Origin of the sequence: Micromonospora sp. CPCC 206061, assembly GCF_036906915.1 — a bacterium.
GTDB lineage: Bacteria > Actinomycetota > Actinomycetes > Mycobacteriales > Micromonosporaceae > Phytohabitans.
In genome coordinates, this window is sequence record NZ_JBAKHX010000009.1 from 92,816 (window position 1) to 114,322 (window position 21,507).

20 protein-coding genes and 1 pseudogene are annotated in these 21,507 nt (G+C 68.9%); 10 read left to right on the forward strand and 11 right to left on the reverse strand.

The features are described from left to right. The first annotated feature begins 165 nt into the window (after window positions 1-165). Complete coding sequence (locus V6V89_RS10090; RefSeq protein WP_334618755.1) at window positions 166-2,025, forward strand: putative bifunctional diguanylate cyclase/phosphodiesterase; 1,860 nt, start codon at window positions 166-168, stop codon at window positions 2,023-2,025. Between the two features lie 37 nt (window positions 2,026-2,062). Here V6V89_RS10090 and V6V89_RS10095 read toward each other — a convergent pair whose 3' ends face one another. Both V6V89_RS10095 and V6V89_RS10100 read right to left on the reverse strand, forming a co-directional pair. Next, complete coding sequence (locus tag V6V89_RS10095) at window positions 2,063-2,896, reverse strand: SAM-dependent methyltransferase (RefSeq protein ID WP_334618756.1); 834 nt, start codon at window positions 2,894-2,896, stop codon at window positions 2,063-2,065. Between the two features lie 65 nt (window positions 2,897-2,961). Further along, window positions 2,962-3,930, reverse strand: a complete 969-nt coding sequence (locus V6V89_RS10100) for a DUF6545 domain-containing protein (RefSeq protein WP_334618757.1) — start codon at window positions 3,928-3,930, stop codon at window positions 2,962-2,964. A gap of 243 nt (window positions 3,931-4,173) precedes the next feature. Between V6V89_RS10100 and V6V89_RS10105 the strand changes: the two genes are divergently transcribed. The 3 genes and pseudogenes from V6V89_RS10105 to V6V89_RS41675 all read left to right on the forward strand — a co-directional run bounded on the left by V6V89_RS10105 (window position 4,174) and on the right by V6V89_RS41675 (window position 6,516). Next, window positions 4,174-4,656, forward strand: a complete 483-nt coding sequence (locus V6V89_RS10105) for a helix-turn-helix transcriptional regulator (protein ID WP_334618759.1) — start codon at window positions 4,174-4,176, stop codon at window positions 4,654-4,656. A 489-nt stretch (window positions 4,657-5,145) separates the two neighbouring features. Further along, a pseudogene (locus V6V89_RS41670) lies at window positions 5,146-5,598 on the forward strand (DUF6545 domain-containing protein); the annotation flags it as partial. Window positions 5,599-5,718: 120 nt separating this feature from the next. Then, a complete protein-coding gene (locus V6V89_RS41675; RefSeq protein WP_442935108.1) occupies window positions 5,719-6,516 on the forward strand; it encodes an SAM-dependent methyltransferase in 798 nt (265 codons plus the stop codon). A gap of 319 nt (window positions 6,517-6,835) precedes the next feature. On the opposite strand, the gene V6V89_RS10115 is transcribed toward V6V89_RS41675, so the two are convergent. Both V6V89_RS10115 and V6V89_RS10120 read right to left on the reverse strand, forming a co-directional pair. Beyond that, window positions 6,836-7,669, reverse strand: coding sequence for an SAM-dependent methyltransferase (locus V6V89_RS10115; protein WP_334618761.1), 834 nt, complete (start codon window positions 7,667-7,669; stop codon window positions 6,836-6,838). 247 nt (window positions 7,670-7,916) lie between these two features. After that, window positions 7,917-8,402 (reverse strand): hypothetical protein, encoded by a 486-nt coding sequence (locus V6V89_RS10120; RefSeq protein WP_334618762.1) that lies wholly within the window; start codon window positions 8,400-8,402, stop codon window positions 7,917-7,919. A gap of 771 nt (window positions 8,403-9,173) precedes the next feature. Between V6V89_RS10120 and V6V89_RS10125 the strand changes: the two genes are divergently transcribed. The 5 genes from V6V89_RS10125 (at window position 9,174) to V6V89_RS10145 (ending at window position 12,508) form a co-directional block, all read left to right on the forward strand. Beyond that, a complete protein-coding gene (locus tag V6V89_RS10125) occupies window positions 9,174-9,515 on the forward strand; it encodes a hypothetical protein (RefSeq protein ID WP_334618763.1) in 342 nt (113 codons plus the stop codon). 168 nt (window positions 9,516-9,683) lie between these two features. Beyond that, on the forward strand, window positions 9,684-10,151 hold the full coding sequence (locus tag V6V89_RS10130; protein WP_334618764.1) for a DUF2690 domain-containing protein: 468 nt from the start codon (window positions 9,684-9,686) through the stop codon (window positions 10,149-10,151). 322 nt (window positions 10,152-10,473) lie between these two features. Beyond that, entirely contained in the window at window positions 10,474-11,142 is a 669-nt protein-coding gene (locus tag V6V89_RS10135; RefSeq protein WP_334618765.1) for a hypothetical protein, read from the forward strand. A gap of 119 nt (window positions 11,143-11,261) precedes the next feature. Further along, complete coding sequence (locus V6V89_RS10140) at window positions 11,262-11,510, forward strand: hypothetical protein (RefSeq protein WP_334618766.1); 249 nt, start codon at window positions 11,262-11,264, stop codon at window positions 11,508-11,510. After that, window positions 11,510-12,508, forward strand: coding sequence for a hypothetical protein (locus V6V89_RS10145; RefSeq protein ID WP_334618767.1), 999 nt, complete (start codon window positions 11,510-11,512; stop codon window positions 12,506-12,508). The genes V6V89_RS10140 and V6V89_RS10145 overlap by 1 nt, the downstream gene beginning before the upstream one ends. 186 nt (window positions 12,509-12,694) lie before the next feature. On the opposite strand, the gene purF is transcribed toward V6V89_RS10145, so the two are convergent. From purF to V6V89_RS10180, 7 genes are all read right to left on the reverse strand, one after another. Further along, the gene (gene purF, locus V6V89_RS10150) at window positions 12,695-14,065 is read right to left on the reverse strand and encodes an amidophosphoribosyltransferase (protein WP_334618768.1); all 1,371 of its coding nucleotides are present in this window, start codon (window positions 14,063-14,065) and stop codon (window positions 12,695-12,697) included. 86 nt (window positions 14,066-14,151) lie between these two features. After that, the gene (locus V6V89_RS10155) at window positions 14,152-14,991 is read right to left on the reverse strand and encodes a class I SAM-dependent methyltransferase (RefSeq protein ID WP_334618769.1); all 840 of its coding nucleotides are present in this window, start codon (window positions 14,989-14,991) and stop codon (window positions 14,152-14,154) included. Window positions 14,992-15,017: 26 nt separating this feature from the next. Next, window positions 15,018-15,977, reverse strand: a complete 960-nt coding sequence (locus V6V89_RS10160; RefSeq protein ID WP_334618770.1) for a hypothetical protein — start codon at window positions 15,975-15,977, stop codon at window positions 15,018-15,020. Beyond that, window positions 15,974-16,960: an aminotransferase class I/II-fold pyridoxal phosphate-dependent enzyme gene (locus V6V89_RS10165; protein ID WP_334618771.1), complete on the reverse strand. Its 987-nt coding sequence runs from the start codon at window positions 16,958-16,960 to the stop codon at window positions 15,974-15,976. The genes V6V89_RS10160 and V6V89_RS10165 overlap by 4 nt, the downstream gene beginning before the upstream one ends. Next, a complete protein-coding gene (locus tag V6V89_RS10170) occupies window positions 16,957-18,051 on the reverse strand; it encodes a radical SAM protein (protein ID WP_334618772.1) in 1,095 nt (364 codons plus the stop codon). The genes V6V89_RS10165 and V6V89_RS10170 overlap by 4 nt, the downstream gene beginning before the upstream one ends. 12 nt (window positions 18,052-18,063) lie before the next feature. Then, window positions 18,064-19,407: a B12-binding domain-containing radical SAM protein gene (locus V6V89_RS10175; RefSeq protein ID WP_334618773.1), complete on the reverse strand. Its 1,344-nt coding sequence runs from the start codon at window positions 19,405-19,407 to the stop codon at window positions 18,064-18,066. Then, on the reverse strand, window positions 19,404-20,354 hold the full coding sequence (locus tag V6V89_RS10180; protein WP_334618774.1) for an SDR family oxidoreductase: 951 nt from the start codon (window positions 20,352-20,354) through the stop codon (window positions 19,404-19,406). Before V6V89_RS10180 ends, V6V89_RS10175 begins: the two co-directional genes overlap by 4 nt. Before the next feature lie 328 nt (window positions 20,355-20,682). On the opposite strand from V6V89_RS10180, the gene V6V89_RS10185 reads away from it, so the two are divergent. After that, the gene (locus V6V89_RS10185) at window positions 20,683-21,201 is read left to right on the forward strand and encodes a GNAT family N-acetyltransferase (RefSeq protein WP_334618775.1); all 519 of its coding nucleotides are present in this window, start codon (window positions 20,683-20,685) and stop codon (window positions 21,199-21,201) included. Window positions 21,202-21,507: the final 306 nt, after the last annotated feature.

Here is a 21,507-nt window from a genome sequence, read left to right on the forward strand (position 1 = left end):
CGGTAGCCACCGCAGTCAGCACGGTCGACACTGTTCATGGCTCCCAGTTCGATCTGATGGCGGTGGCCATGCTGGACCTCCGGCACCGGCGTACCGCGGCGTCGTGATCGGGGTCCTGGCGTGGGCGTCCTAGGTGTCACAAGTACGCAGCTCCATGCGTTGTTCGTGCTGAGTGTCGCCGCCTCGCCGGCCCTTGTCGCCTTCGTCGTCTTCGTTTTCTTCAAGCGCAGGCGCCGATTGTCATGGAAGATGTGGGAGCGGCTGGCCACGGCGGCGGACGAGCTGCACGCCTTGCCCGATCAGACGAGTATCGTGCACGCCGCGGCGCGCTCGGTGTTGACGCTCACTGGCGCCACGGCCGTTGATATCGAGCTGTGGGGTGTGGGTCAGCAGTGGTTGGTCCGTCTGGACTGGGCCCGGTTGGTGTACGACGGCCCTGTGTCGGAGGCTCCTGCGGCCCCTGCTGGGGGGTACACCGCCCACTGCGCGGTTGCCGGCCGTACCAGCGGCCCGGTGGGTGTCATCCGGGTCCACATGGGGGCTGCGGCGTTGACCGGTCTGCAGCGGAGTGTGTTGCGCACCTTGGGCATGGCACTGGCCACTGCACTATCCAATGTGCACAGGCACGACCGGGCGGTCGAGCAGGCGCAGCGCGCGGAACAGCTGGCCCGACGTGACGCGCTGACCGGCCTGCCGAACCGTCGCGGGCTGCTCGACCTGCTAAATGAACAGTTGCGGCGGGCGGCGGTGTACGGGCCCGCGTTGGCCATCCTCGACCTCGATGGGTTCAAAGGGGTCAACGACACGCTCGGCCATGTCACCGGCGACCAGCTGCTCGTGGATGTGGCGGCTCGCCTGGCGGCCGCGGCCAAGCATGTGGGTGCCTTCGTGGGGCGGCTGGGCGGGGACGAGTTCGCCATCGGTTTCTCGACGTCAGACGTGGCGGCGTCCGCGGTCTCTCACGCTGAAGCGGTCGTTGGCTGCCTCGACGAGCCCTTCGACGTGCACGGGATGTCGCTGGTCGTGCGTGGCAGCACCGGCGTGGCCGTTGGCGAGCAGGACATCGACGCGGAGGAACTGCTGCGCCGCGCGGACGTGGCGATGTACCAGGCCAAGCGCGGCCGAGTGCAGACCGTGCTCTATCGCGAGGAGGTGGATCGCGGGGTTCCGCACCGGGTTGGGCTGTCCCGGGAGCTTGGCCGTGCGTTGGCGGCTGGGGAGATCGGGGTGTGGGTTCAGCCGGTGGTTCATCTGGGCACGGGGGAGGTTGTGGGCTGCGAGGCGGTCCCGCATTGGCAGCATCCTCGTCACGGTCGTCTGGAGCCGTCCGGGTGGCTCGAGCTGGCCGAGAATTCCGCGCACGTGGCCACGGTCACCGAGTACGTGCTGGATCAGGCCGTCGGGGCGGCGGCGCGGTGGCGAAAACTGGGTATGACGTTCCCGGTATCGTTGAACATCCCCCAGCGGTGCCTGTTTGACGTGCGCTTTCCCCACACCGTCCTGGCTCGGCTCCGGATGCATAACCTCGAGCCCCACGACCTGATCGTGGAGTTGAGCGAGACTGCCGGTATCAGTCCTGCCGAGTCGGTGCGCGAAGCGCTGACGAGCCTTAGGCGCGCTGGCGTTCGGATCGTGGCGGACAGGTTCGGCGCCAGCTATTCCACGCTTTCTGTTCTTACGCGCCTGCCCTCCATCGACGGATTGAAGGTCGATCCCGAACTGGTGGCCGCCCTTCCCGGCTTCCCGCGCAACAGGCTCACCGTGCAGGCGGCGGTCCGGCTCGGCAAGGATCTAGGCATCAGTCACGCGGTGGGAGCTGAGGGCGTCAGCACGGCTGCCCAGCGGCAGTTGCTGTACGAGTTGGGGTGTGTGACCGGTCAGGGGCCGCTGTTCGCGGCGCCGCTGCCGAGTGAGGAGGCAGTGCGTCTTCTGCGGGACCGGCAAGACGATGGGGGCGTCAGACTCGCGAGCCCGATACAACAGTTGGCGGCCGCCGCACGGGTGCGCCAGGGGGTCACGGCCTAGAGGGAACGGCCCCGATCGTGCGCGGTGTTGGGCGACGCTATGACTCGATCACCCCGACCCCGGCCAGGCAGCCGGCCCGCTGCGGCGCGTCGACGAAGTCCAGAGGATCGCCGGCGGTAGGTCGCCACTGCGGCATCCAGACCAGGCCGGGCTCGACCAGGTGGAAGCCGTCGAAGAACTTCTCGATCCCATCCCGCGTGCGTATGCCCGCAGGCGTGGACGTGGACCGCGCGTAGACCTCGCGTGCCGCATCGGCCCGCGCCATCGCCTGGATTCCCTCGACGGCGATGTGGCTGATGACCAGCCAGCTGCCCGGAGCCAGCCGGGCCCGCAGCGTCTCCACGGCCGCGTACGCCTCATCGTCGTCGGGTACGAACGGCAGTACCGCGGCGAGCAGCAGGGCGACGGGTTGGTCGAGGTCGATGATCGCCGAGAGGTGCGGGTCGGTTTCGATCTGGTGCAGCAGGTGATCCGGGTCGCGCAGGTCGCCCTGGATGGCGTCGGCCAGGTCATTGCCGGCCAGCAGTTGGCGGCTGTGCATGACCGCGACGTCGTCGATGTCGACGTAGAGCACGCGGGCGTCGGAGGCGGTCTGCTGTGCGACCTCGTGGACGTTGCCCATGGTCGGGATACCCGACCCGATGTCCAGGAACTGCCGTACTCCCTGCTCACCTGCCAGGAAACGGACCGCCCGACCTAGAAACGCTCGGTTGGAATGGGCCATCGGCTTGATGATCGGCATCTGGGCGAGCACTTTCTCCGCGGCTACACGGTCCACCTCGAAGTTGGTGAAGCCGCCCAGGTAGTAGTCGTACATCCGCGCGGCGGTGGCCTGCTGGCTTTTGTTCGCCTCGGCGTTGTCGAGCTCCACGGCTTCTTCCTCCCCTGTGCCTGTTCGCGGCCACCACAGTAGTGACCCACGGTCCGGTATGGAGTTCAGGTGTGGTCCGGGCGCCGGGCGTCGTCGCGTTCCTGGCGCGCGTGGCGGGCGAGGTCCCGCACGGCCGGGTCTGCGATCGCGGTGGCGACTTTTACTAGCCAGGCTTTCTCCGCGATGGGGTCGGTGTCTGGCCGAGCGTGTTCGTGGCGCGCCTGGGGACGCAGGCTGCGGGTCTTGGCGTCCGCGGCGTCGATGAGAACTGCGGCCTCGACAACCGCCTCGATGTCGTGTCCGGCCAGGCCGGCGACCGCCAGCCGTCGGGCCGTGCGAGCCGTGTGTGAGCAGCGATACGGCCCCAGAGCGAGCTGGCCGTCGTGGATCTCCACCAGGCACCGCGTCAGCCGGGTCGACGGGTGGGGGAACCACTGTTGCAGGATCACCTCGGGTGTGGCCCGCGCGACCACCTCCCACAGCGGTTCGAGCGTTCGCCGCAGGTTCTCAGCGCCGTCTTCATGGTCCAGATCCCCGATCGGTTCCGCCGCAGCAGGAACATCGGGGTGGGCACCGGGTTGGCTCTTGGTGGCCGACATGGAGGTCAGGAGGGAGGCCGTCACCTCCGCCTCGATCTCTTTCCCGTCCCGATAGCTGGTGCGGGCCAAGATCTGCTGAACCAGGCCGGGATCGATCCGTGGCGCGAGAACCCGCGCTACGTCCGCACCGACGGCAGAGGTGGATTCGTGGTTCAACAGCAGGTGTGCGAGCTCATGGTGGATGATGTGCTTCTGGTGCAGCGTCAGGGCGCCGGACGGGTGGTCACGCTGCTGGTGGTAGTAGATGACCGCCCACGTGTCGGTACCGAGGACCATGCCGCACAGCCGGTCGATGGGCAGGTCGGCTGCGACAAGGTGGATTGATCGGCCCTGCTGCTTGCCGATCTGACGACACAACCCGTCAAGATCGGAAACGTCGTTGACCCCCAAGGCGGCCAATCTGCGTTCGCACTGCCGTACGACGCTCGTGCTCATCTTCAGTTGCCCCCGATTGCCCGCCCGCGCGAGCACGCCTCCTGCTGAGACGGTGGTCTGGTCGGTTCGCCGGACCGACCAGGACAGCGTTGCTGCCGGCTCGCCTACCGGCGGCAGCTACCTTCTCCGTGTGGCCGCTGTTCACCGCCTTGGATGTCCTTGCCGAGCAAACCACCGATCATCACAGGTGTCAACTATAGTAACCACAGGTAGAGGGCCGGTGGGCCAGCGCGGGGAGGCATCATGACAGCTGATACGCCGGGGCATCACCGTCCGACGTTCGCGGAGCGTTTGAACCAGCTGTTCGAGACGGTGCGTCCGGAAGGCAGCAAGGATCCTTACGGCGATCGGGAGGTAGCCCGGGCGATCAAGCGGAAGGGCACCGACATCTCCCACAGCTACATCGGGTTGCTACGGCGTGGTGAGAAGACCAACCCGACGATGCTGCTGGTGCAGGCGTTGGCCGACTTCTTCGGAGTGGCGCCGGCCTACTTCTTCGATGACACCGCGTATCAAGACACGCTTCGCAAACTCGCCGAGCTGCGGGCGGCACGGGAGCTGGAAGAACTTCTTGCGGATCCGCGGGCGGCCCTGCTCGCGGTGAAGTTCCGCGGTCTCACGGACGAGGGCTTTGCCGAGGCGCTGAAGGTGGTCGAGGACCGTCTCTCTGCGGAACGGGAGAGCGCCACGCACCCCGGCCGGGATGGCGAGCCGCGGACGCAATGACGTCCACATGAGGGGTTGCCCGAACCAGACATTACGGTGAAGGGGTTGGCGATGGGCTCTGCCAGAGGCAGCGACTTTCGACGGCTGCGGTCCCTTAGCGTGCCGATCCCGACCCCGCTGATCCTCGAGGACTTCGTCAGCCAGCTGGCGGCCAGCCGTGGTCGGACTATGACACTGCAGCAGGTCCCGATCACCTCGGCCCTCGCGGGTGTTTCGGTGTCCACCGCGACGGGCGACCACATCGTCGTGGCCGCCGACGTCCCGCCGCTGCTGCGGCTACACATCGGCCTACACGAGGTGGTCCACCTGATTCTCGGGCACCGCGGCGGCCCGACCAAGAGCACACCATCGGTCGTGGATACGCCTGATAAGCGCGACCTGTCGGCGGGGCCTGACCGATATCCGGAGGCGGAGGAGCGGGAGGCCGAGCGCCTGGCTACGAGCATCGCGGAACTCGCGTACCTGGCCTCGCAGCAGCGTTGGTTGGGCATGCACAGGCCGTGGCGTCTTTCGGCCGACCTGGTATGCGCTGCTTGGGGCGGGGGCGTGTATCGGCGCCTGTATCCGCTGTGGGCCGCTTTGGTGACCGCCGACGTCGGCATCAGTTTCGAGGCCCCGGTCGCCGCGTCGGCTGATCGGTCGTTGCCGCTGATCGGCTCCTACCGTGCCCTCTATCGGAGGGTGATCGAGATCTACGACGGCCTTCGGTTGATCCTGCCGGCCGTTGACTCGGCGGTGGTTGGCCACGCCCGTCAACTCGCCATCGCGGCTGGGCTAAGCCTGGACGACGCCGAGGCCGTCGGCGTCGCCGCTGGTGTGAAGACGCTGGTGCTGTCTGGCGACCCGCCGACGGCCCCTCGGGCATCTGGTGCTCGGGTCACCGTGCCGTTTCCTACGGACCTGGACTTGTTGAGCAACGCCCGGGCGCTCGGCAGGGTCGCGGATGCCTTCGCGCGGTGGCCGATGATCAGTGACGATGCGACGGCGGCGCCTGGTGGCGCCGGCGGTGCGGTGACACGGCGGCGGCGGGCTAGTGATCTGCCGCCGGACGGCGTGGGCGACATGGAGTTTGCGAGCGCCGCTCGGATGTATGACTTCTACCTGGGCGGGGACCAGAACTTTGCCGTCGATCGCAGGGCGGCTGGCGAGGCCATCGCTGGTATGCCTTTGATCCCCGCAATCGCTCAGGCGAATCGGGCGTTTCTGGGGCGGGCGGTCCGTTTCCTGGCCGGTGAGCAGGGAGTACGGCAGTTCCTGGACATCGGGTCGGGTATCCCGACCATGGGCAACGTCCACGAGGTCGCACAGCAGACCGCCTCCGACGCCCGCGTGCTCTACGTCGACATCGACGACGTCGCGGTCATGCACAGCCGCCAACTGCTGGCCGGCAATGACCTGGCCGACGCCATCCAGGGCGACCTGCGCGACCCGGATCACCTGCTGCACCAGATCGAAACCGACCCGCACCTCTCGGCGATCATCGACCTCGACCAACCCGTCGCCCTGCTGCTCGCCGCGGTGCTGCACTTCCTGCCTGACGACGATGAGGCGTACGCGGCTGTGGAGGGGCTGCGGGCCCGGCTGGCTCCGGGCAGTTGGCTGGTCATCAGCCACGGCGCCCGGGAGGGGTTTGCCGATGGCGAGGCCGCGGCGGTGCAGCGTGTGTATGCGGAGTCGACGCCGACGCCGGGCGGCTTGCGGACCCGGGAGGGGATCGAGAAGTTCTTCGACGGCTTCCACCTGGTCGAGCCCGGCCTGGTCTGGACGCCGCACTGGCGGGGCGGCAGGATCGATGACTCGTTCGGGCGGGATGCGAGCCGGTGCGGAATGCTGGCTGGCGTCGGACGTCTGCCCGATTGAGCCGTTGGCCCTGCGCATGGCCAGCCGCCAAGACCTGGCCCCTCCTCGGGCCCTAAGGCGTCGCCGACAGCGCCCGGCTGCGGCCCGGCGGCGGCCAGAGCGGCGTCCATTGTGGTGGCGGGTTGGTCCAGCGTGCGGCGACCGCACCTGCCGTCGAGATGCTCCAGCGCCAGGCTGTCGCGGTGGCTGTGGCGGGCGATCGTGTCGGCTCGGTGCGCCTCGCGAAGGTACGCCGTCGATTGGTTGGTGCGTTACCGCAAGCCAAGTCGATGGCTGATGTCACTAATCAGCAGGTGAGTCGCGATCGTCGACCTCGGCATTATGGTCTCCAGGGCACCGAGGCAACCGCCGCGTAGATGCCCGACAGCGCGGGGTTGGGCGCGAACTCGGCCTCGGTGTCGGCGGGGGTGCCGTATGGCTGCCATTCGGGTGTCCACACCAGTCCGGGGGCGAGTGTGTCCAGGCCGTTGAGGAAGCGCATGATCTGGTCGCGGGTTCGTATATGAACGTTGGTCGTGGTTTGTTGGTAAACCTTCGTCACGGATTTGGCCGCGGCTTGGTTGAAGTCGGTCACCGTGGCGTGGGTTAGGACGAGGTAGCTGCCCGGTGTGAGCGCGTCGACCATGCGCGCGACGGCCTCGTAGGCGTGCTGGTCGTCAAGGAAGTGCAGCAGGCACGCCATCACGAGGCCGACGGGACGGCTCAGGTCGATCAAGGGGTTGCTTTCGAGCTGTTCCAGCACGGCGGTCGGGTCGTTCAGGTCGCCGGGCATGGCGTCGGCCAGGTCGTTGTCAGCTAGGAGCTGGTGGCTGTGCATGACGGCTACCGGGTCGATGTCGACGTAGAGCACGCGGGCATCGGGGGCGGCCTGCTGGGCGATCTCGTGGACGTTACCCATGGTCGGGATGCCGGATCCCAGGTCCACGAATTGCCGGATGCCGCGCTCGGCGGCCAGAAACCTCACCGCGCGGTGCAGGAAGCCGCGGTTTGCCTTGCAGATCTGGCCAGTCAGTGGCCAGTTCTCCAGTACCTTCTCCGCAGCGGCTTGGTCCACGGGGAATGAGTGGACTCCACCTAGGAAGTAGTCGTACATGCGAGCTGGGCTGGGAACAGTGGTGTCCACACCTGGCAGCGACGCGGCCGTTTCTACCATCGGCGGCTCCCTCGATCGATTCCGACCTGTAGCAGTGTGCTACAGGTCGATCACTCGCGCATCCCCCTGGCTCGATGTCGTCGAATGGGACCTGCGGGTGTATGCCGTCGATCACGACGTTCGCGCTGCGTGGGCGCCACTGCGATGTCCATGAAGAGGCGTCGGCAAGCGCTTGAGTCTTCGCTGTCGACGCCTCTTCGGCCTGCGCCTGTTGGCGGCGCTAGGTTGGCCGTTCCTTGGTCGGGGCCTAGGGCCTCGGGCAGTCGGGGAGGTTGGTGGGTAGCTTGTCGCGAGCGAACCAGATGTTGCTCAGGTAGCCGGTGCCGTCGATGTCAGGGTGTGGAGCTGTCCGGAGCCAGCGGTCGTCTTCGTAGAAGTAGTCGTCGTTTACGCCGGGTTCGCCGTTGCGAATCTTTTGGCCGGTCGTTACGCATGTGACCTGCACCGTTGCGGGCAGAGTCACCGTGGCGGCTGGTGTCGAGCCGGGGATACAGGGGCTTAACTCGCAGTTCGAGTTGGTGCTCGGCAGTGTCCACAGGCTGATTGTGTGCGCGTATGGCTTCTGCGTGCCGACCATGGCGCCGTTGATCGGTGCTTCAAAGGTGGTCAAGACGCCTTGAGGTGTGGTGGTCGAAGGGGATGCTGACGGGCCGGTTGCCGAGTCCGTCGGCGAGTCGGTTGCTCCACGCCGCGCGAGCAGCCCCGCGGTGGCCGTGACGGCGAGCACCAGCACGACTGCTCCCAGCGCTACCTTCCTGCGGGGCGACAGGGATTTGAGCCGTACCGTCGCGGCTTTGAGCAGGGACTTCGCGCGGCCTGGTCCGAACCTGGGCGGTGGAGCGACCACTGTGGCCCGTCCATCGCGTGTGGGTCGCTGAGCGGTGTCTCGCCATTGCCACCAGGTCACGACGCCCGGATCGTTAAATACCTCGGCGAGCATGTCGGCTTGCTGGCGGCTGGGCCCCCGGTCCTTGCCGGAGCGCCAACGTCTCACATCTCGTTCGTTTACCCCCTCCAATCTTGTGGCCAGACCAGGCACGCTCATCCCTGCGTGTTCCATTGCGTCGACCAACCGCCGACTCGCGTCGGCCGAGGGTTCGGCCGATTCAAGAGGACGCCCCAACTTCAGACCTTTCTTCGCGTGATCATCGGGAAACTGGCATCAGGCCGCTATCTGGATCATGGACCTGTTCCTGCCGGGTTTTGGCCGGCCCGGTGACCTGCGGAAACGTTCTTGCCGTTGTCGCAGTTCCTGCCTTCTTTTCTGCCGTTTTTTGCCCCCTGAGGGTGGCTTCTGCCCTTGGAAACGCCGAGGGCAGAAGGGAGACAAGTGGTCATGAAACAGGCTACGGGTACTGCCCCGCCGGGCTCGGCGATTGGGGCGTTGATGGCCGGAGTGGCGACCCTGGCGTTGACTGCGGGCGCGGCTACACCGGCCCGCGCGGCGGACAACGCACCTGTCCGGGTTGCGGTCGCGGCGTCTCAAGGCGACGCAGGTGGCCCAGTGGTGCTTGCTGCTGGTCGGCGCCTGTTCGACTACCGGGTCAGCTTCGACAGCACGCTGCGTGGGCGGGACATGAGGACGCCCAGCGGCAACTTCTGCAACCGCTACCGAGCTGACTACGTGCAGAACCGGGCGGCGACCCCGTACATCCTCGTCACCCTGATCAAGAACCGTGCTCTCCGCCCCGACGTCAGGCTGGAGACCCACCGGTTCAGCAACAACGGCAAGGTGCACAGCTTCTGCTGGCCGCACCACGACGGCTCAGCCACGTACCACTTCGAGTACCGGGTTCCCAACGTCGGTTACGACGTTAAGGGCCACGGCACCGTGTACCGCCGCTAGCCAGCCCATCTATCAAGCCCATCTATCCAGCCTGGCCAGCACCCAGGCAAGTTCCGGGGCCGGCAGTACGCCGTGCCGGGCCCCGGGCCCGCTCGAGAAGTCGCATCCTCGGGTGGCCGGGCGACCTGTCCAGCCACCCGAGTCAGCTACCTATTGGAGAGGATCTTCGTGACCAGAGCACGTGGAAGGCGTTTGGTGGCCGCGACGGCCGCACTGATCGCGGTCGGCGGTTCGCTGCTGTCCGCCGCGCCGGCGCAAGCCGCGCCGGCGTGCCACGGTGGGACCTGCACCGGCCGGAACCCCAACAAGGCCGGGTGTTCGTCGGACGCCGTGACCGTCCGGGAGTTCACCCGCGGCCCCAACCGAGTAGAGCTCCGTTTCTCCCCGGCGTGCAGGGCTACCTGGAGTCGCTGGAGCAATGTCCACGCCGACGGGATGTCCGACTACATCCTCATCGAGCGCTACAACTTCAGCGATCGACTCACCGCCCGAAAGTCCACGACTACCAGGCTCCGCAAGGGGGCATCCGGGTTCACTCCGATGGTGGGCGTGCCCCGGGCGGGTGGCCAGTTCTTCGCCTGCATCTGGGAGGACCGGCAGTGCACCTCCACACCGTGGATCGCTCGCCCTTGGTAAGCACCTGACCAGCGTCGCCGGCACCCTCGACGATGGCCGAGCGCACAACGGAGTCGGTTCCCGCGGCCACCTCGCCGCGGGGACCGACTCCTCTTTGCCGGCGATCAGACTCAGCTCGGATGGTCGAACCGGTGTGGGCGTGCCTGGTTGGCGCGTACGCGGTTGCCTGGCATGGTCCAAGCGACCCGCCTCCCCGTGATCCAGAACCGCCCAAGGCTATCGACGGTCCTCACCACGGCCCCGCAGCCGGGCGGATCAGATTCCCTGAGAACCCACACATTTCCCGCCGGCTACCCGGAGGGCCTGAGTGCCTGTTAGACATATGACTACTTGTTACACTCTGCTGCTGGGAGGTGTGCTGTTGCTGTTCGTGGTGCGGTGCAGAGCCGAGTTGGGCGACAGCCTCGCCGAGCGGGTTCGAGCCGAGAAGGCGGCTGAGCGCGAGTGGTGGCGCGCGCGGAAGGCGGAGCAGCCCGAGGACCTGTCGCCGGCGCAGCGGGCCCGGTGGCTGGCTGCGGCGCAGGCCGCCTATGAGGTCGAGCGCGGCGCCGGGCGCCTGTCGGGTACCCGTTCGGCGGTGGTGGTGCCGGCCCTGCGCGACGAACTAGCCGAGCGAGGGTGGCTGGCGCGGACCTGGCGACCGGTACCGGCCGGGCATCGCTCGCGAAAGGCCCGCCCCTGGGGCACCACGGACCGGCGCTGGACCGCCCGAGTTGCCCTGGACATTCCCGACGACCTCGGCCAGGTCCTGGCGCGCGGGTGCCACTGGAGCTCGGCCCCCCACATCAAGGCCCTACAACGGTGGTACGGCAGGCACGGCGAGGCGCATCGAGGCACGCACCGCGGCGGGCGCGTCTGGCGTGGACTTGGCCCCAGCAACGCCGAGTTGGCCGAACGCGACCGGCTGCAGGCGGCCATCGTCACGACCGGGATGGTTCTTCGCGCGGCGATCTGCCGCGCGCTGGATATCGACCCAGTTCCTAACGTCTGAGCGACCCGAGAAGGCCGCCTGGCGCGCCTATTAGACATATGACTAACAAGCGGTTGGGATGCCGATGAACTGCGCTTTTGTTCTTTGACAGGGTGCTTGACTGTGTCTATTGTGGCGGCATGTTGCAGCTCAGACTCGAGGGCGATGAGGCCGAGGCCAGGGCTTTCCTGGACCGGCTACGCGCCGGTGGCGCCGAGGTCCAGCCCGGTGGGGTAAGGAACCGGGGGGCGTACTCCCACGTCTACGCCGTGGTCCGGATGCCCGGCTATGAGCCGCCAGTCCCGACGCCTGGTCCTGTGCGGGTGCCCGCCGAGGTGTCCGGTCGGGCGATCACCGGCCGGCGTCGCCGGGCAGGGGGGAGCCGGTGATGGACACAACCGAGCAGACGACAGCGGTCGGCCCGGCCGCTGATGACGCTGCGGCATTCGGGGGCACGTCCGGCAGCACGCCGGCGGCGCAGGAGCGGAGGTGGCCGCTGGGTGCGGCCCGGTGCGCCGAGCTGTTGGCCGAGGCGACTGGGTTGCCGGTGCGGTACGAGGACATCGAGACCCTGGCCGACCTCGGCCTTCTTCCTGTCGTCGACCATTACAAGGGTCGGCCGCTGTACGACCTGGACGCCGTTGACGCAGTCGCGGGTACCGAGGCTCTCGCCGTGGCGGTGGCCGCCCGGCAGGAGTGGTTCGCCGCCAGCATGAGCCTCCGAGACGCCGCGGCCCGGCTGGGCTGGACCGATGACGAGCTGACCCGTGAGACCCACGCCCGGGACATCGCGCCGGGACGGTGGGGCCGGTACGCCCGGGCCGACGTCGAGGCCCTGGCCGCCGACACGGACCTGTGCGACCGGCTGCGCCGGGTCCGCACCGTGGACGCCGAGCGGGCCGCCGAGGTGCTGGAGGTGCGCCGGGTCGAGCTGGACCACCTGGTAGCCGCCGGGCTGATCCGCCCGGTCCACCGCGCCGCGGAGCGGTGCCCGGACGACCGCGCCGACGTGTCGGTCGGCCTGTTCAACGTGGGCGACCTGGAGGACCTACGCGAGATCGACGGCATCGACTGGGAAACCGTGCGAGGGGTGCGGCCGGGCCGCCCATCGCCGCTGCGGGAACTCATGCCGGCGCTGCCGACTCGCGCCGAGCGGATCCGAGCCCTGGCCGACCGGGTCACCACCGTGCTGGGCGTCCCGGTCACCGCCGTATGGCACGAGCCCCGGAGTCGCCGCCGCGACGACGGCTGGTGGGAGTACACCTGGCCCACCGACCCCACCGGAGCGCCTACCGCCGCCACGGTCGCCCGGGCCATCCGCGACGACCAGGCGGGCAGCCGCTACCGCCGCGAGATCCAGCTCACCCCAGCCAAGAACGAACACTAGGTTCCCGGATAGATGTATCCACAGTGGACGATCTGGAATTAGGTCGGGGCCTTGGCGTTGGAGCTGGTCTGCTGGAAGCCCCATGCGCCGAGCAGCGAGGCCAGGTCGGTCACGGCCTGATGGGGGGGTCGACTCCGGCGGCCTTGCCGATGCGGGCGCAACCTGTGGACCTGCGATCGCGTTCCGTCAGCTTTGTGGGGTGGGGTAGTCGCCGGTGAGGCAGGCGGTGCACAACCCGTCCGGGGTGGGGGAGATGGCTTCGCGTAGGCGGTCGAGGGTGAGGTAGGCGAGGGAGTCGGCGTCGAGGTGGTCGCGGATCTGTTCGGTGGTCATGGTCGCGGCGATGAGTTTGCTGCGGTCGCCGGTGTCGAGGCCGTAGAAGCAGGACCATCGGTATGGCGGGGACAGCACACGCAGGTGGATTTCGGCGGCGCCCGCGTCGCGGAGCATTCCCATGGTGCCGCGCAGGGTGGTGGCGCGCACGATTGAGTCTTCGACCACGATGAGTCGTTTTCCCGCAACCATGTCGACGATCGGGTTGAACTTGATCCGGACCGCGCTTTCGCGGAGGGCCTGGGTGGGGGCGATGAAGGTACGTCCGATGTACCGGTTCTTGATCAGGCCGTCGCCGTACTCGATGCCGGAGGCGGCGGCGTAGCCCTGTGCGCCAGGGATCGAGGAGTCCGGGATCGGCATGACCAGGTCGGCGTCGACGGGCGCCTGCTGGGCCAGGGCCTTGCCCATTCGCCGACGGGCGGCGTGTACGCCGGTACCGGCGAGCACGCCGTCGGGCCGGGCGATGTAGACGAACTCGAATGAGCACAGCGCTCGTGGTTGTGGCGCGGCGAACTGGATGCTGCGGACGCCGTCGTCGTCGATGATCACGATTTCGGCGGGGTCGATCTCGCGGATCAGGCGGGCGCCGACCACGTCGAGTGCTGGGGTTTCGGAGGCGAGGACCCAGCCTCCGGTGTCGAGCCGGCCGAGGAACAGCGGTCGGAAGCCGTGCGGGTCGCGGGCGCCTATCAGCCGGGTTTCGTCCATGACCACCAGTGAGTAGGCGCCCTGCAGGCGGGGCAGGACGCCGGTCATGGCCGCGATGAGATCGCCGTCGTCTTGGCTGGTGAGTGTGTCGGCGAGGAGGCCGGCGATGACGTCGCTGTCGCTGCCGAGGTTGGGTTGTCCGCCGGCGAGGTCGGTGGTGTTGACGAGGTTGCCGTTGTGGCCGAGGGCGAAGGAGTGGTTGCCCGCGGAGCGGGAGACGGGTTGGGCGTTGGCCCAGGCGCTGGCACCGGTGGTGGCGTAGCGGGTGTGGCCGATGGCCATGCCGCCGGGCAGTGCCCGTAACCGGTGTTCGTCGAAGATGGTGGAGACCAAGCCCATATCCTTGTCGACCAGGATCTTGGTGCCGTCGCTGACTGCGATGCCTGCGGATTCCTGGCCCCGGTGTTGCAGGGCGTAGAGGCCGAGGTAGGTCAGGTGCGATACGGGTTGCTGGGGGTCGCGGACGCCGAAGACGCCACACGCTTCTTTGGGCTGGTCGCTGGCCACTGACACTGGGCTGATTGTACGGGTAGGTCCGGGGCCGGGCGGGTTGGTCGCTGCCACCTTCGGGTGGGTTTTTCGCTGCTGAGGGATGTCGGTCATGGCTGGGTCCGGGTGGCGGTGAAGGCGAACAGGCTGCGTTCCTGGGCGGGCAGCCCGGCGACGGTCGCGGACAGTTCGGCGGCGGCGGCCTGTACGTGCGCCGGCGGGACGGCGGGGAACACTTCGGCGGCGGTTGAGGCGACGGCGAAGAACGAGAGCCGTTCGGCCGGTGTGCGGCGCAGCCGCAGGATGGCTCCGCATCGGACGGTGAGCCCGACGCCGGCGAACAGGTCGGACATGCCTTCCTCGGTGAGGATTTCTCGGTCCTCCTGCCGGGCGTGTACCTGGTGGCCGCGGCGGCGGAGCCGGTCGAGCAGCAGGTCCATGAGCGTGTCGTGGGACTCGGCGCGCATTGGCCAGGCGAGCCGGTCCGAGGGTCGGAACACGTTCTCGGGAGCGCTGAAGACGACCATCGCGTCCCGGGTGAGCAGCGGCGTGAGGCGGGTCAGGAGGGCGCGTTTGGCGGCGACGTGAAACAAAGAGTTGGCGCACACGACCAGCGACACGCTTTCAGGGGCCAAGGGCTCGGGCGCCTCGTCGGTGATGAGGTCGGTGTGGTGGAAGCTGACGCCAGGGCTGGTGGTGCGCCGCGCGATGTTGATCATCGCCGCTGAGGAGTCGACGCCGTGGATGGTGGCGCTCGGGAAAGCGCGTCGCAGCAGGCGGGTGGAGTTGCCGGGGCCGCAGCCGAAATCGAGGATGGTGGCGGGATCGCGTGGGGCGAGCAGGGTGAGGGTGGCGGTGATTCGGTCGTGGGTGCCGAACCGGCGGGTGTGCTGGTCATAGGCGGCGGCGCTTTCGTCCCACAGCGCGCGGGTGGTGTCGATTGTGGTCATGGCAGGGGAGGCCCTTCCGGCGGTGGTCAGCTGGTGACGGTGGGGGCGTGGCGGGCGTAGAGGTCTTCGATGAGGCGGATGCGCTGTTCGAGGTCGGGGGGGAACGTCGGCACGCGGCGGGGCCGGCCAGTGGTGTCGATCGCGGCGAACGAGCCGGTGATGCGGGCGCAGACGGCGCGTTTGCGTGCCATGTGGCGGCGGGTGTCGGCGAAGTCGATGATCTCCGCGGCGGTGGCTGGGTCGGCGGCGGTGCCGGCGTCGAGTTGCTGCTGGTAGGTGGTCATGGAGAACCCGCCGATGTGGTGCAGGGCGTCGATGTCGGTGTAGGCGGCGGTATGGCCGGTGTACGCGAAGGCGAGGGTGAGCAGCTTCATGGGCGTGTAGTCGTCGCGCAGCAGCTGGTGGTCGGCGAGGAAGCCGCGGAAGCCGGGCGTGAGCGTGGCCAGGTCGGCGGCGGTGTACTTGTCGGCGGTGACGTGGCAGCGGGGCCGTACGTCGTCGAGTGCCGTACGGTGGCAGATGCCGGCGTAGGAGCCGCCGAGTAGCAGGCCGTCCTTCGTGTGGGTGTGCGGGCCGCACACCTCCCGGTGCGCGCGGGTCAGGATGGTGTCCTCGGGTTGGGCCCAGATCGGGGTGCCGGTGAACACCGCGTCGTGGCGTTCCAGCAGTGTGGTCAGGTCACCGGTGATGTCGGCGGTGACGACGATGTCGGAGTCCATGAACGCGAAGAACTCCTCGTGCGCGAATGTGTCGGCGAGCTGGCACAGGGCCTTGCCGAGCGGGATGACCTCGCCGGTGCTCAGGTCGTGCACGGTCAGGTGCTCGTGCTGGGCGGCGATGTGGTGCAGCAGCGCGACCTCGTCTGGCGGGCAGCCGTTGGCGACGAGCCGATAGGTCCAGGGTGTGTGGGTGGTGAGCAGGGGGGCGAAGCGGCCCAGAGCCGCGACGGTCCCACGGATGTAGATGACGTTGACGGTGGGCGTCATGTGCTCTCCAGCGAGGAGGTGAGCGTGTTCAGCAGGTCGTCGGTGGGCAGGTCGTCGACGCGTAGGTGCAGGTGCCCGTGGACGCCGTGCTCGTCGGGGGTGCGGACGGTCGCGCCGGCCGCGCGCAGCCGCGCGGTGACGCCGGCCGGGTCGGCGGGAGCGAACAGGACGCCGTGGCCCTGCCCGGGCGAGTGCGCGATGCCGGCGCGGGCCAGCAGCTCGCCGGCCTGGCGGCGGTTGGCCTGCACCAGGCTCCGGTTGCGGTCCAGGTGCGCCGGGTCGTTGAGGCTGGCCAGGGCGGCGGCCTGGCCGGGGCGGCTGACGTCGTAGCGCAGGATCGTCGGCCCGTGTGAGTGCATGACGTGGGGGTGGGCGAGCAGGTAGCCGACCCGCAGCCCGAACAGGTGGTGGGCTTTGGAGAAGGTGCGGCATACGAGGATCCGGGCGCCGGAGGTGACGGTGTCGCGGATGGCGGCGGTCAGGTCGTCGTCCTGGTATTCGCCGTAGACGTTGTCATAGACGAGGGCGGCCCCGTCCGGCAGCGCGCGGGCCAGCGTCCGCGCCTCGTGCAGGGGCACGGTGGCGCCGGTTACGCAGTGCGGGCTGTCCAGCAGGATCAGTCGGGTGTGCGCGGTGATCGCGGCGGTGATGGCGGCGAGGTCATGGGCGTAGCCGGCCAGCGGAACGAGCCGGGGACGCATCCCGTACGCCGCGGTGAGGTGGGCATAGGGGGGCCAGGAGGGGGCCGAGCAGATCACCTCGCCGCCGGCCGGCGCCTGCCGGGCGATCGTGGAGTGCAGCAGGGCCGCGGTGCCGGGTCCGACGCGCACACCCGCGTCCGGGATGGCGTAGTGCGCGGCGAGCGCGTGCCGTAGGCCGGCCGAGTCCGGGTCGGGTGCGGCGTCGACGTTGGCGGCCTCGTGGTACGCGGCGAGCGCGGCCGGCGACGGGCGGGGAACGGGCATGCTGGTGTCGGCGGTCATCGGTGGCCGCCGGGCAGGACCGTCAGCGGGAGCCGTGTACGCCCGTCCTTGTCGTCGATGCGCAGGTCGTTGCGGGCCAGGAATGTGTTGAACGAGCCGGGGGCGAGTGTGGTGCCGGCCAGCTCGTGGACCAGGGGCGCGATCCGCTCTCGCAATTGTTGATCGCTGAGGTTCGCCGGCAGGTGGACCCCGAGATCCTCGGCGCCGCTCGGGCATGGTGTCAGCCACCCTTCGACGGACAGTTTCAGCCCGTAGAAGCCCTCCTGGCAGTAGATCGCGCAGCTGCGGCACCGCGCGCCGCGGAAGGTGCTTTCGTGGCTGTCCTTGACGCGGATCTGCACGCCGCCGTGGTTGAACCAGCGGATGACGCAGCCCTTGCGGTGCTGCTCGATGCCGCCGCCGAGCTCGGCGGCCAGGCGCTGGCTGAGCGCGTCCAGCGGCACGAACTCCTGCTGCCACAGGGTGCGGGTCGAGGGTGTGTAGTACAGGTCGAGCAGTGACACGTACACCGTTCCCGCGCCGGCGCGGGCGTGCAGGTCGGCGATGGTGCGGATGATGGCCGCGATCTGGTTGAGGTTGCGGCGCATGACGACGACGTTGACCCCGACGGTCAGGCCGGCGGCCAGCGACAGGCCGATCGCGTCCAGGGCACGGTCGTGGTCGGCTGGCCGGCCTCGCATGATTTGGTGTGACAACTCCCGGTCGTGGGAGTCCAGCGACACCTTGATCACGTCCAGGTGCGGGGCGAGCCGGTCGAGCTGTTGCGGCAGCTTGCGCCCGTTGGTGGTCAGCTCGACGCGCCGGTATCGGCTGCGGGCGTGGGCCACCAGCGCCGGCAGATCGGGGTTCAGGGTCGGCTCGCCGCCGGTGAAGGAGATTCCGCCGATCACGCCGCCGTCGGCGAGCGCGTCGAGGACGCGCTGGTAGGCGGGCGTGCTCAGCCGGCGGCCCCGCAGGGTGGCGGGGACGTGGTTCTCCATGCCGGCGTCTTTCGGGCAGTAGACGCACGAGAGGTTGCATTGGTTGGCCACGGAGGCGCGCACGAACCGCAGTGCCTCGTCTGGCTGGGGATCGGCGCGGTGCTCGGTCATGGTGGGCCGCCCTTACGCGTCGATGTAGGGGGAGAGCGCACGGTTCGCCTCGCGGACGATGGCCGTGTAGCGCGGGTCGTGCAGGCCGGTGACCTGGGCCTGGTAGTAGTCGATCTCGGCCCAGTCGGTGAGGGTGTGCGGCATCGTGACGCCTCGGCGGCGCAGCATCTTTTCGATCGGGGTTCCCGGCCACGGCTCCAAGAAATGGATCTTGCATTGGTGGGCGGGGTCGAGGTCGCGGATGGCGAAGGCGCAGTCGATGGTTTGCTGGTAGTGGCCCGGATCGGCATCTGGCCAGCCGACGATGAAGGTGAACATGCCCCGGACCCCGGCGGCGCTGAGCCGGCGCACCATGTGCGCGATGCCGGCCGGGTCGTACCGCTTGTTCGACAGCTTGATCAGTTCCGGCACGGGTGTCTCCATCCCGACCAGGACCCGACACAGGCCGGCGGCGGCCGCCGCGTGCAGTTGGCTGTCGGGCATCGCCTGCAGGTCGGCCGGGTGCAGGCTCGCCGCCCACGGCAGGGCGACCTGTTCGGCGATGCGGGCCGCGAACTCGCCGGCCCGCTGCGGGTCGTGGAAGAAGTTCGGGTCGTGCAGCTTGATCCCGCCGGCCCGAGCCCGGGCGGCCATGTCCGCGATCACCTCGACCGCCCGAGCCACGGGCCGTACGTACCAGGAGTGCCCGGAGGTCTCCGGCTCGGAGCAGAACGTGCAGCGGCGCAGGCAGCCCTCGGAGGTCACGTAGTTGACGGTCCGTTCGGCGATCGCCACGTCCGGGTTGACGTAGGGTTCCCAGTCGGTGATCAGCTCCAGGGACGGGACCGGATCGACAGCGTCGATGGTGCCGCCGCGGTGCGGGCGGGCCGGCGTGAGGGGCAGCGGTGTGCCGCCTTCGGTGAGGATTCTCGGGTCCTGCGGGGACGGCGGGGGCGCGGTGCCGGTGAGCCGGCGCAGCAGCAGCGCGAACCCGGCATGGCCGAAGCCGGGCACGACCGCATGCGCGGCCGACTGGGCGAGAGTTTCGGCCGGGAACAGGGTGGGGTGCGGGCCGCCCCAGACGACGTAGGCGCCCAGCGATCGAGCCAGGTCGGAAGCGTCGAGCGCGTCGCGCAGCGCGGCGCCGGTCATTGCGGTCACCGCGAGCACGTCCCGCGGGCCGAGGGCGGCCACCCGGGTGCGCCACTCGGGGTCGACCCGCGCGTCGATCAGGTGCACGGCCAGGCCGGTGGCGCCGGCGGCGGGGGTCAGGTAACACGCCCACCACGGCGTCCAGGTCTGTTCCTGCCCGGCCGCGGTGGCGTAGTTGGCCTTGGCCATGGTTCGTGGCTGGAAGAACCACACGTCAGTGATCACCGCGGTTGTCCCATGGTGGCGAGCCGGCCGGTCCCGGTGGCGGGCAGGTCGGCGGGGAAGTCCGTGTGCAGGTAGGCGGTAAGCGCCTGCTGCCAGCCACGCATCCGGTCCAGGCCGAGGCGGGCGGCGGCGGTGTTGTGCAGCACCTCGCACACGGGCCGGGTCACCGGGTAACGGGCGGTGAAGAACGAGGAGGCGACGGGCTCCAGCCGGATCCGGTCGTTGACGCCGAGCGCGTGCAGCAGGTGCGCGGCGACGTCGTACCGGCAAGCGGCACCATGCCCGGCGAGGTGAAACAACCCGTCCCAGCCGACAGCGGCCAGCCCCAGCAGTGCCGCGGCGAAGTCACGGGTGTAAGTGGGGGTGCCGGTCCGATCGGTGACGGCGTGAATGACCGGGGCGCCGGCGCGGATCTGCGCTAGGACCGCGCCGACGAACTTGTGGTCGCGTTGGCCGCCGCCCATCATCCAGCCGGCCCGGACGATCGCCGCGCGGGCGCAGTACCGCCGGATGGCCTCCTCGCCGGCATACTTGCTGGCGCCATACGTGTTGATCGGGTTCACCGGGTCGGTTTCGTGGTAGCCGTTGGCGTTGTGGCCGTCGAAGACCCCCGCGGTGCTGATGTAGGCCAGCGGGATTTCCCTGCTGGCGGCGGCGCGGGCGACGTGGGCGGTACCGGCGGCGTTGGTCAGCATCGCCGCGGCCGGATCCCGCTCGCACTGCTCAAGGTCCGTCAGGGCCGCCAGGTGCACCAGCACGTCCGGACCGATGTCCTCGACGGCCTCCTCGACGGCGGCGCCGTCGCGAACGTCCAGGCGGGGCATGCCGGGCTGGATGTCGGTGGCGACGACCCGGTACCCGGCGGCGGACGCGGCGGGCACGAGCGCGGAGCCCAGCATCCCCGCCGCACCGGTGATCAGCATCGTCGGCGGTCTGTGTTCCCGCATGTGGGCGTACCTCCAGCAGGGGTGAGCAGCCCTTGCCGCGCTGAGGCGGCAGGGCCGACAGCGTGGTGCCTTCGCCCGTCAGCATGTCTGCGTGGGCCATCGGTGCGGCAGTGTGAGCGGCTCACACAGACGGCGGATGTGTGAGCTGCTCACACGCAACTCGGGCATTGCCCGACGGACGCCAGGCCGCGAGAGGCCGCCCGTGCACAAATCCTTTGGTAGTGATGCCGGCGGCATCACCAGTCGTCGACGACCGGCCCCAAGTTGTCGCCTCGCCGTCCTTGCCGAACCGGTCTCGTTCGGCCCGTTGGTCTGTGATTCTTGATCAATGACGGCTTGGCTGTGGCCTCCCCTACTGGGTGAGCGGGTCTTGCTTCGAACTCCCAGGGCCGGTGATGAGGCGGCGCTCATTGAGATGGCGACCGACGCGCGGGTCCGCGCCTATGTCGGTGGCCCCGTCGATCGCAACGTCGCCGTCGCGAATGCCGCCGAGACGGTCACTAACCCGGCATGGGGCCAGTTCGTGATCACGGATCTCAGTACGGGCGTGGTGATCGGCAGCGGTGATCTGGCCCGTAAGCGAGGCCCGTGGGAGGTGTCTTACCAGCTTCGGCATGCGTACTGGGGTAAGGGTCTGGGCAGCGAGGCGGTGACGTTGATCTGCGCCTGGTTCTTCGCGCACACCGATGACGATCTACTGATCGCCGTCACGCAGCAGGCCAATGTTCGATCCCGCCGACTACTGGCGCGCGTCGGCGCGGTGCACGCCGGCTCGTTCGAGGCGTACGGGCGGATGCAGGAACGGTTCGAGTTCCGCCGATCCTGGGTTGCGGCCATCGACGGCTGATCGACTGCGGCGGCATCTAGGCTGCCGCTCGTGGGCATTGTGGACGCGGTGCGCCGGATGTTAGTCGGTGCCTATTGCGTTCCTGTGCTTCGTTTGCGTCGGATCTCGGCCGGTCTGGCGAGGTTCAACTTCACCGTCGAGCGCTACGTGTGTGAGCCCAGACAGCACCGACCGCTCGTCGAGCGGGTGAGTACGAAAAGGACCATGAGGGGTTCCCTTGCGGGTGATCTCAGGTCGGGACCACACTGGCCCGGCAAGGCACCGTCAGCGCGCCGGCCCGTCCGGCGATGCGCTGCGAACCCTCGC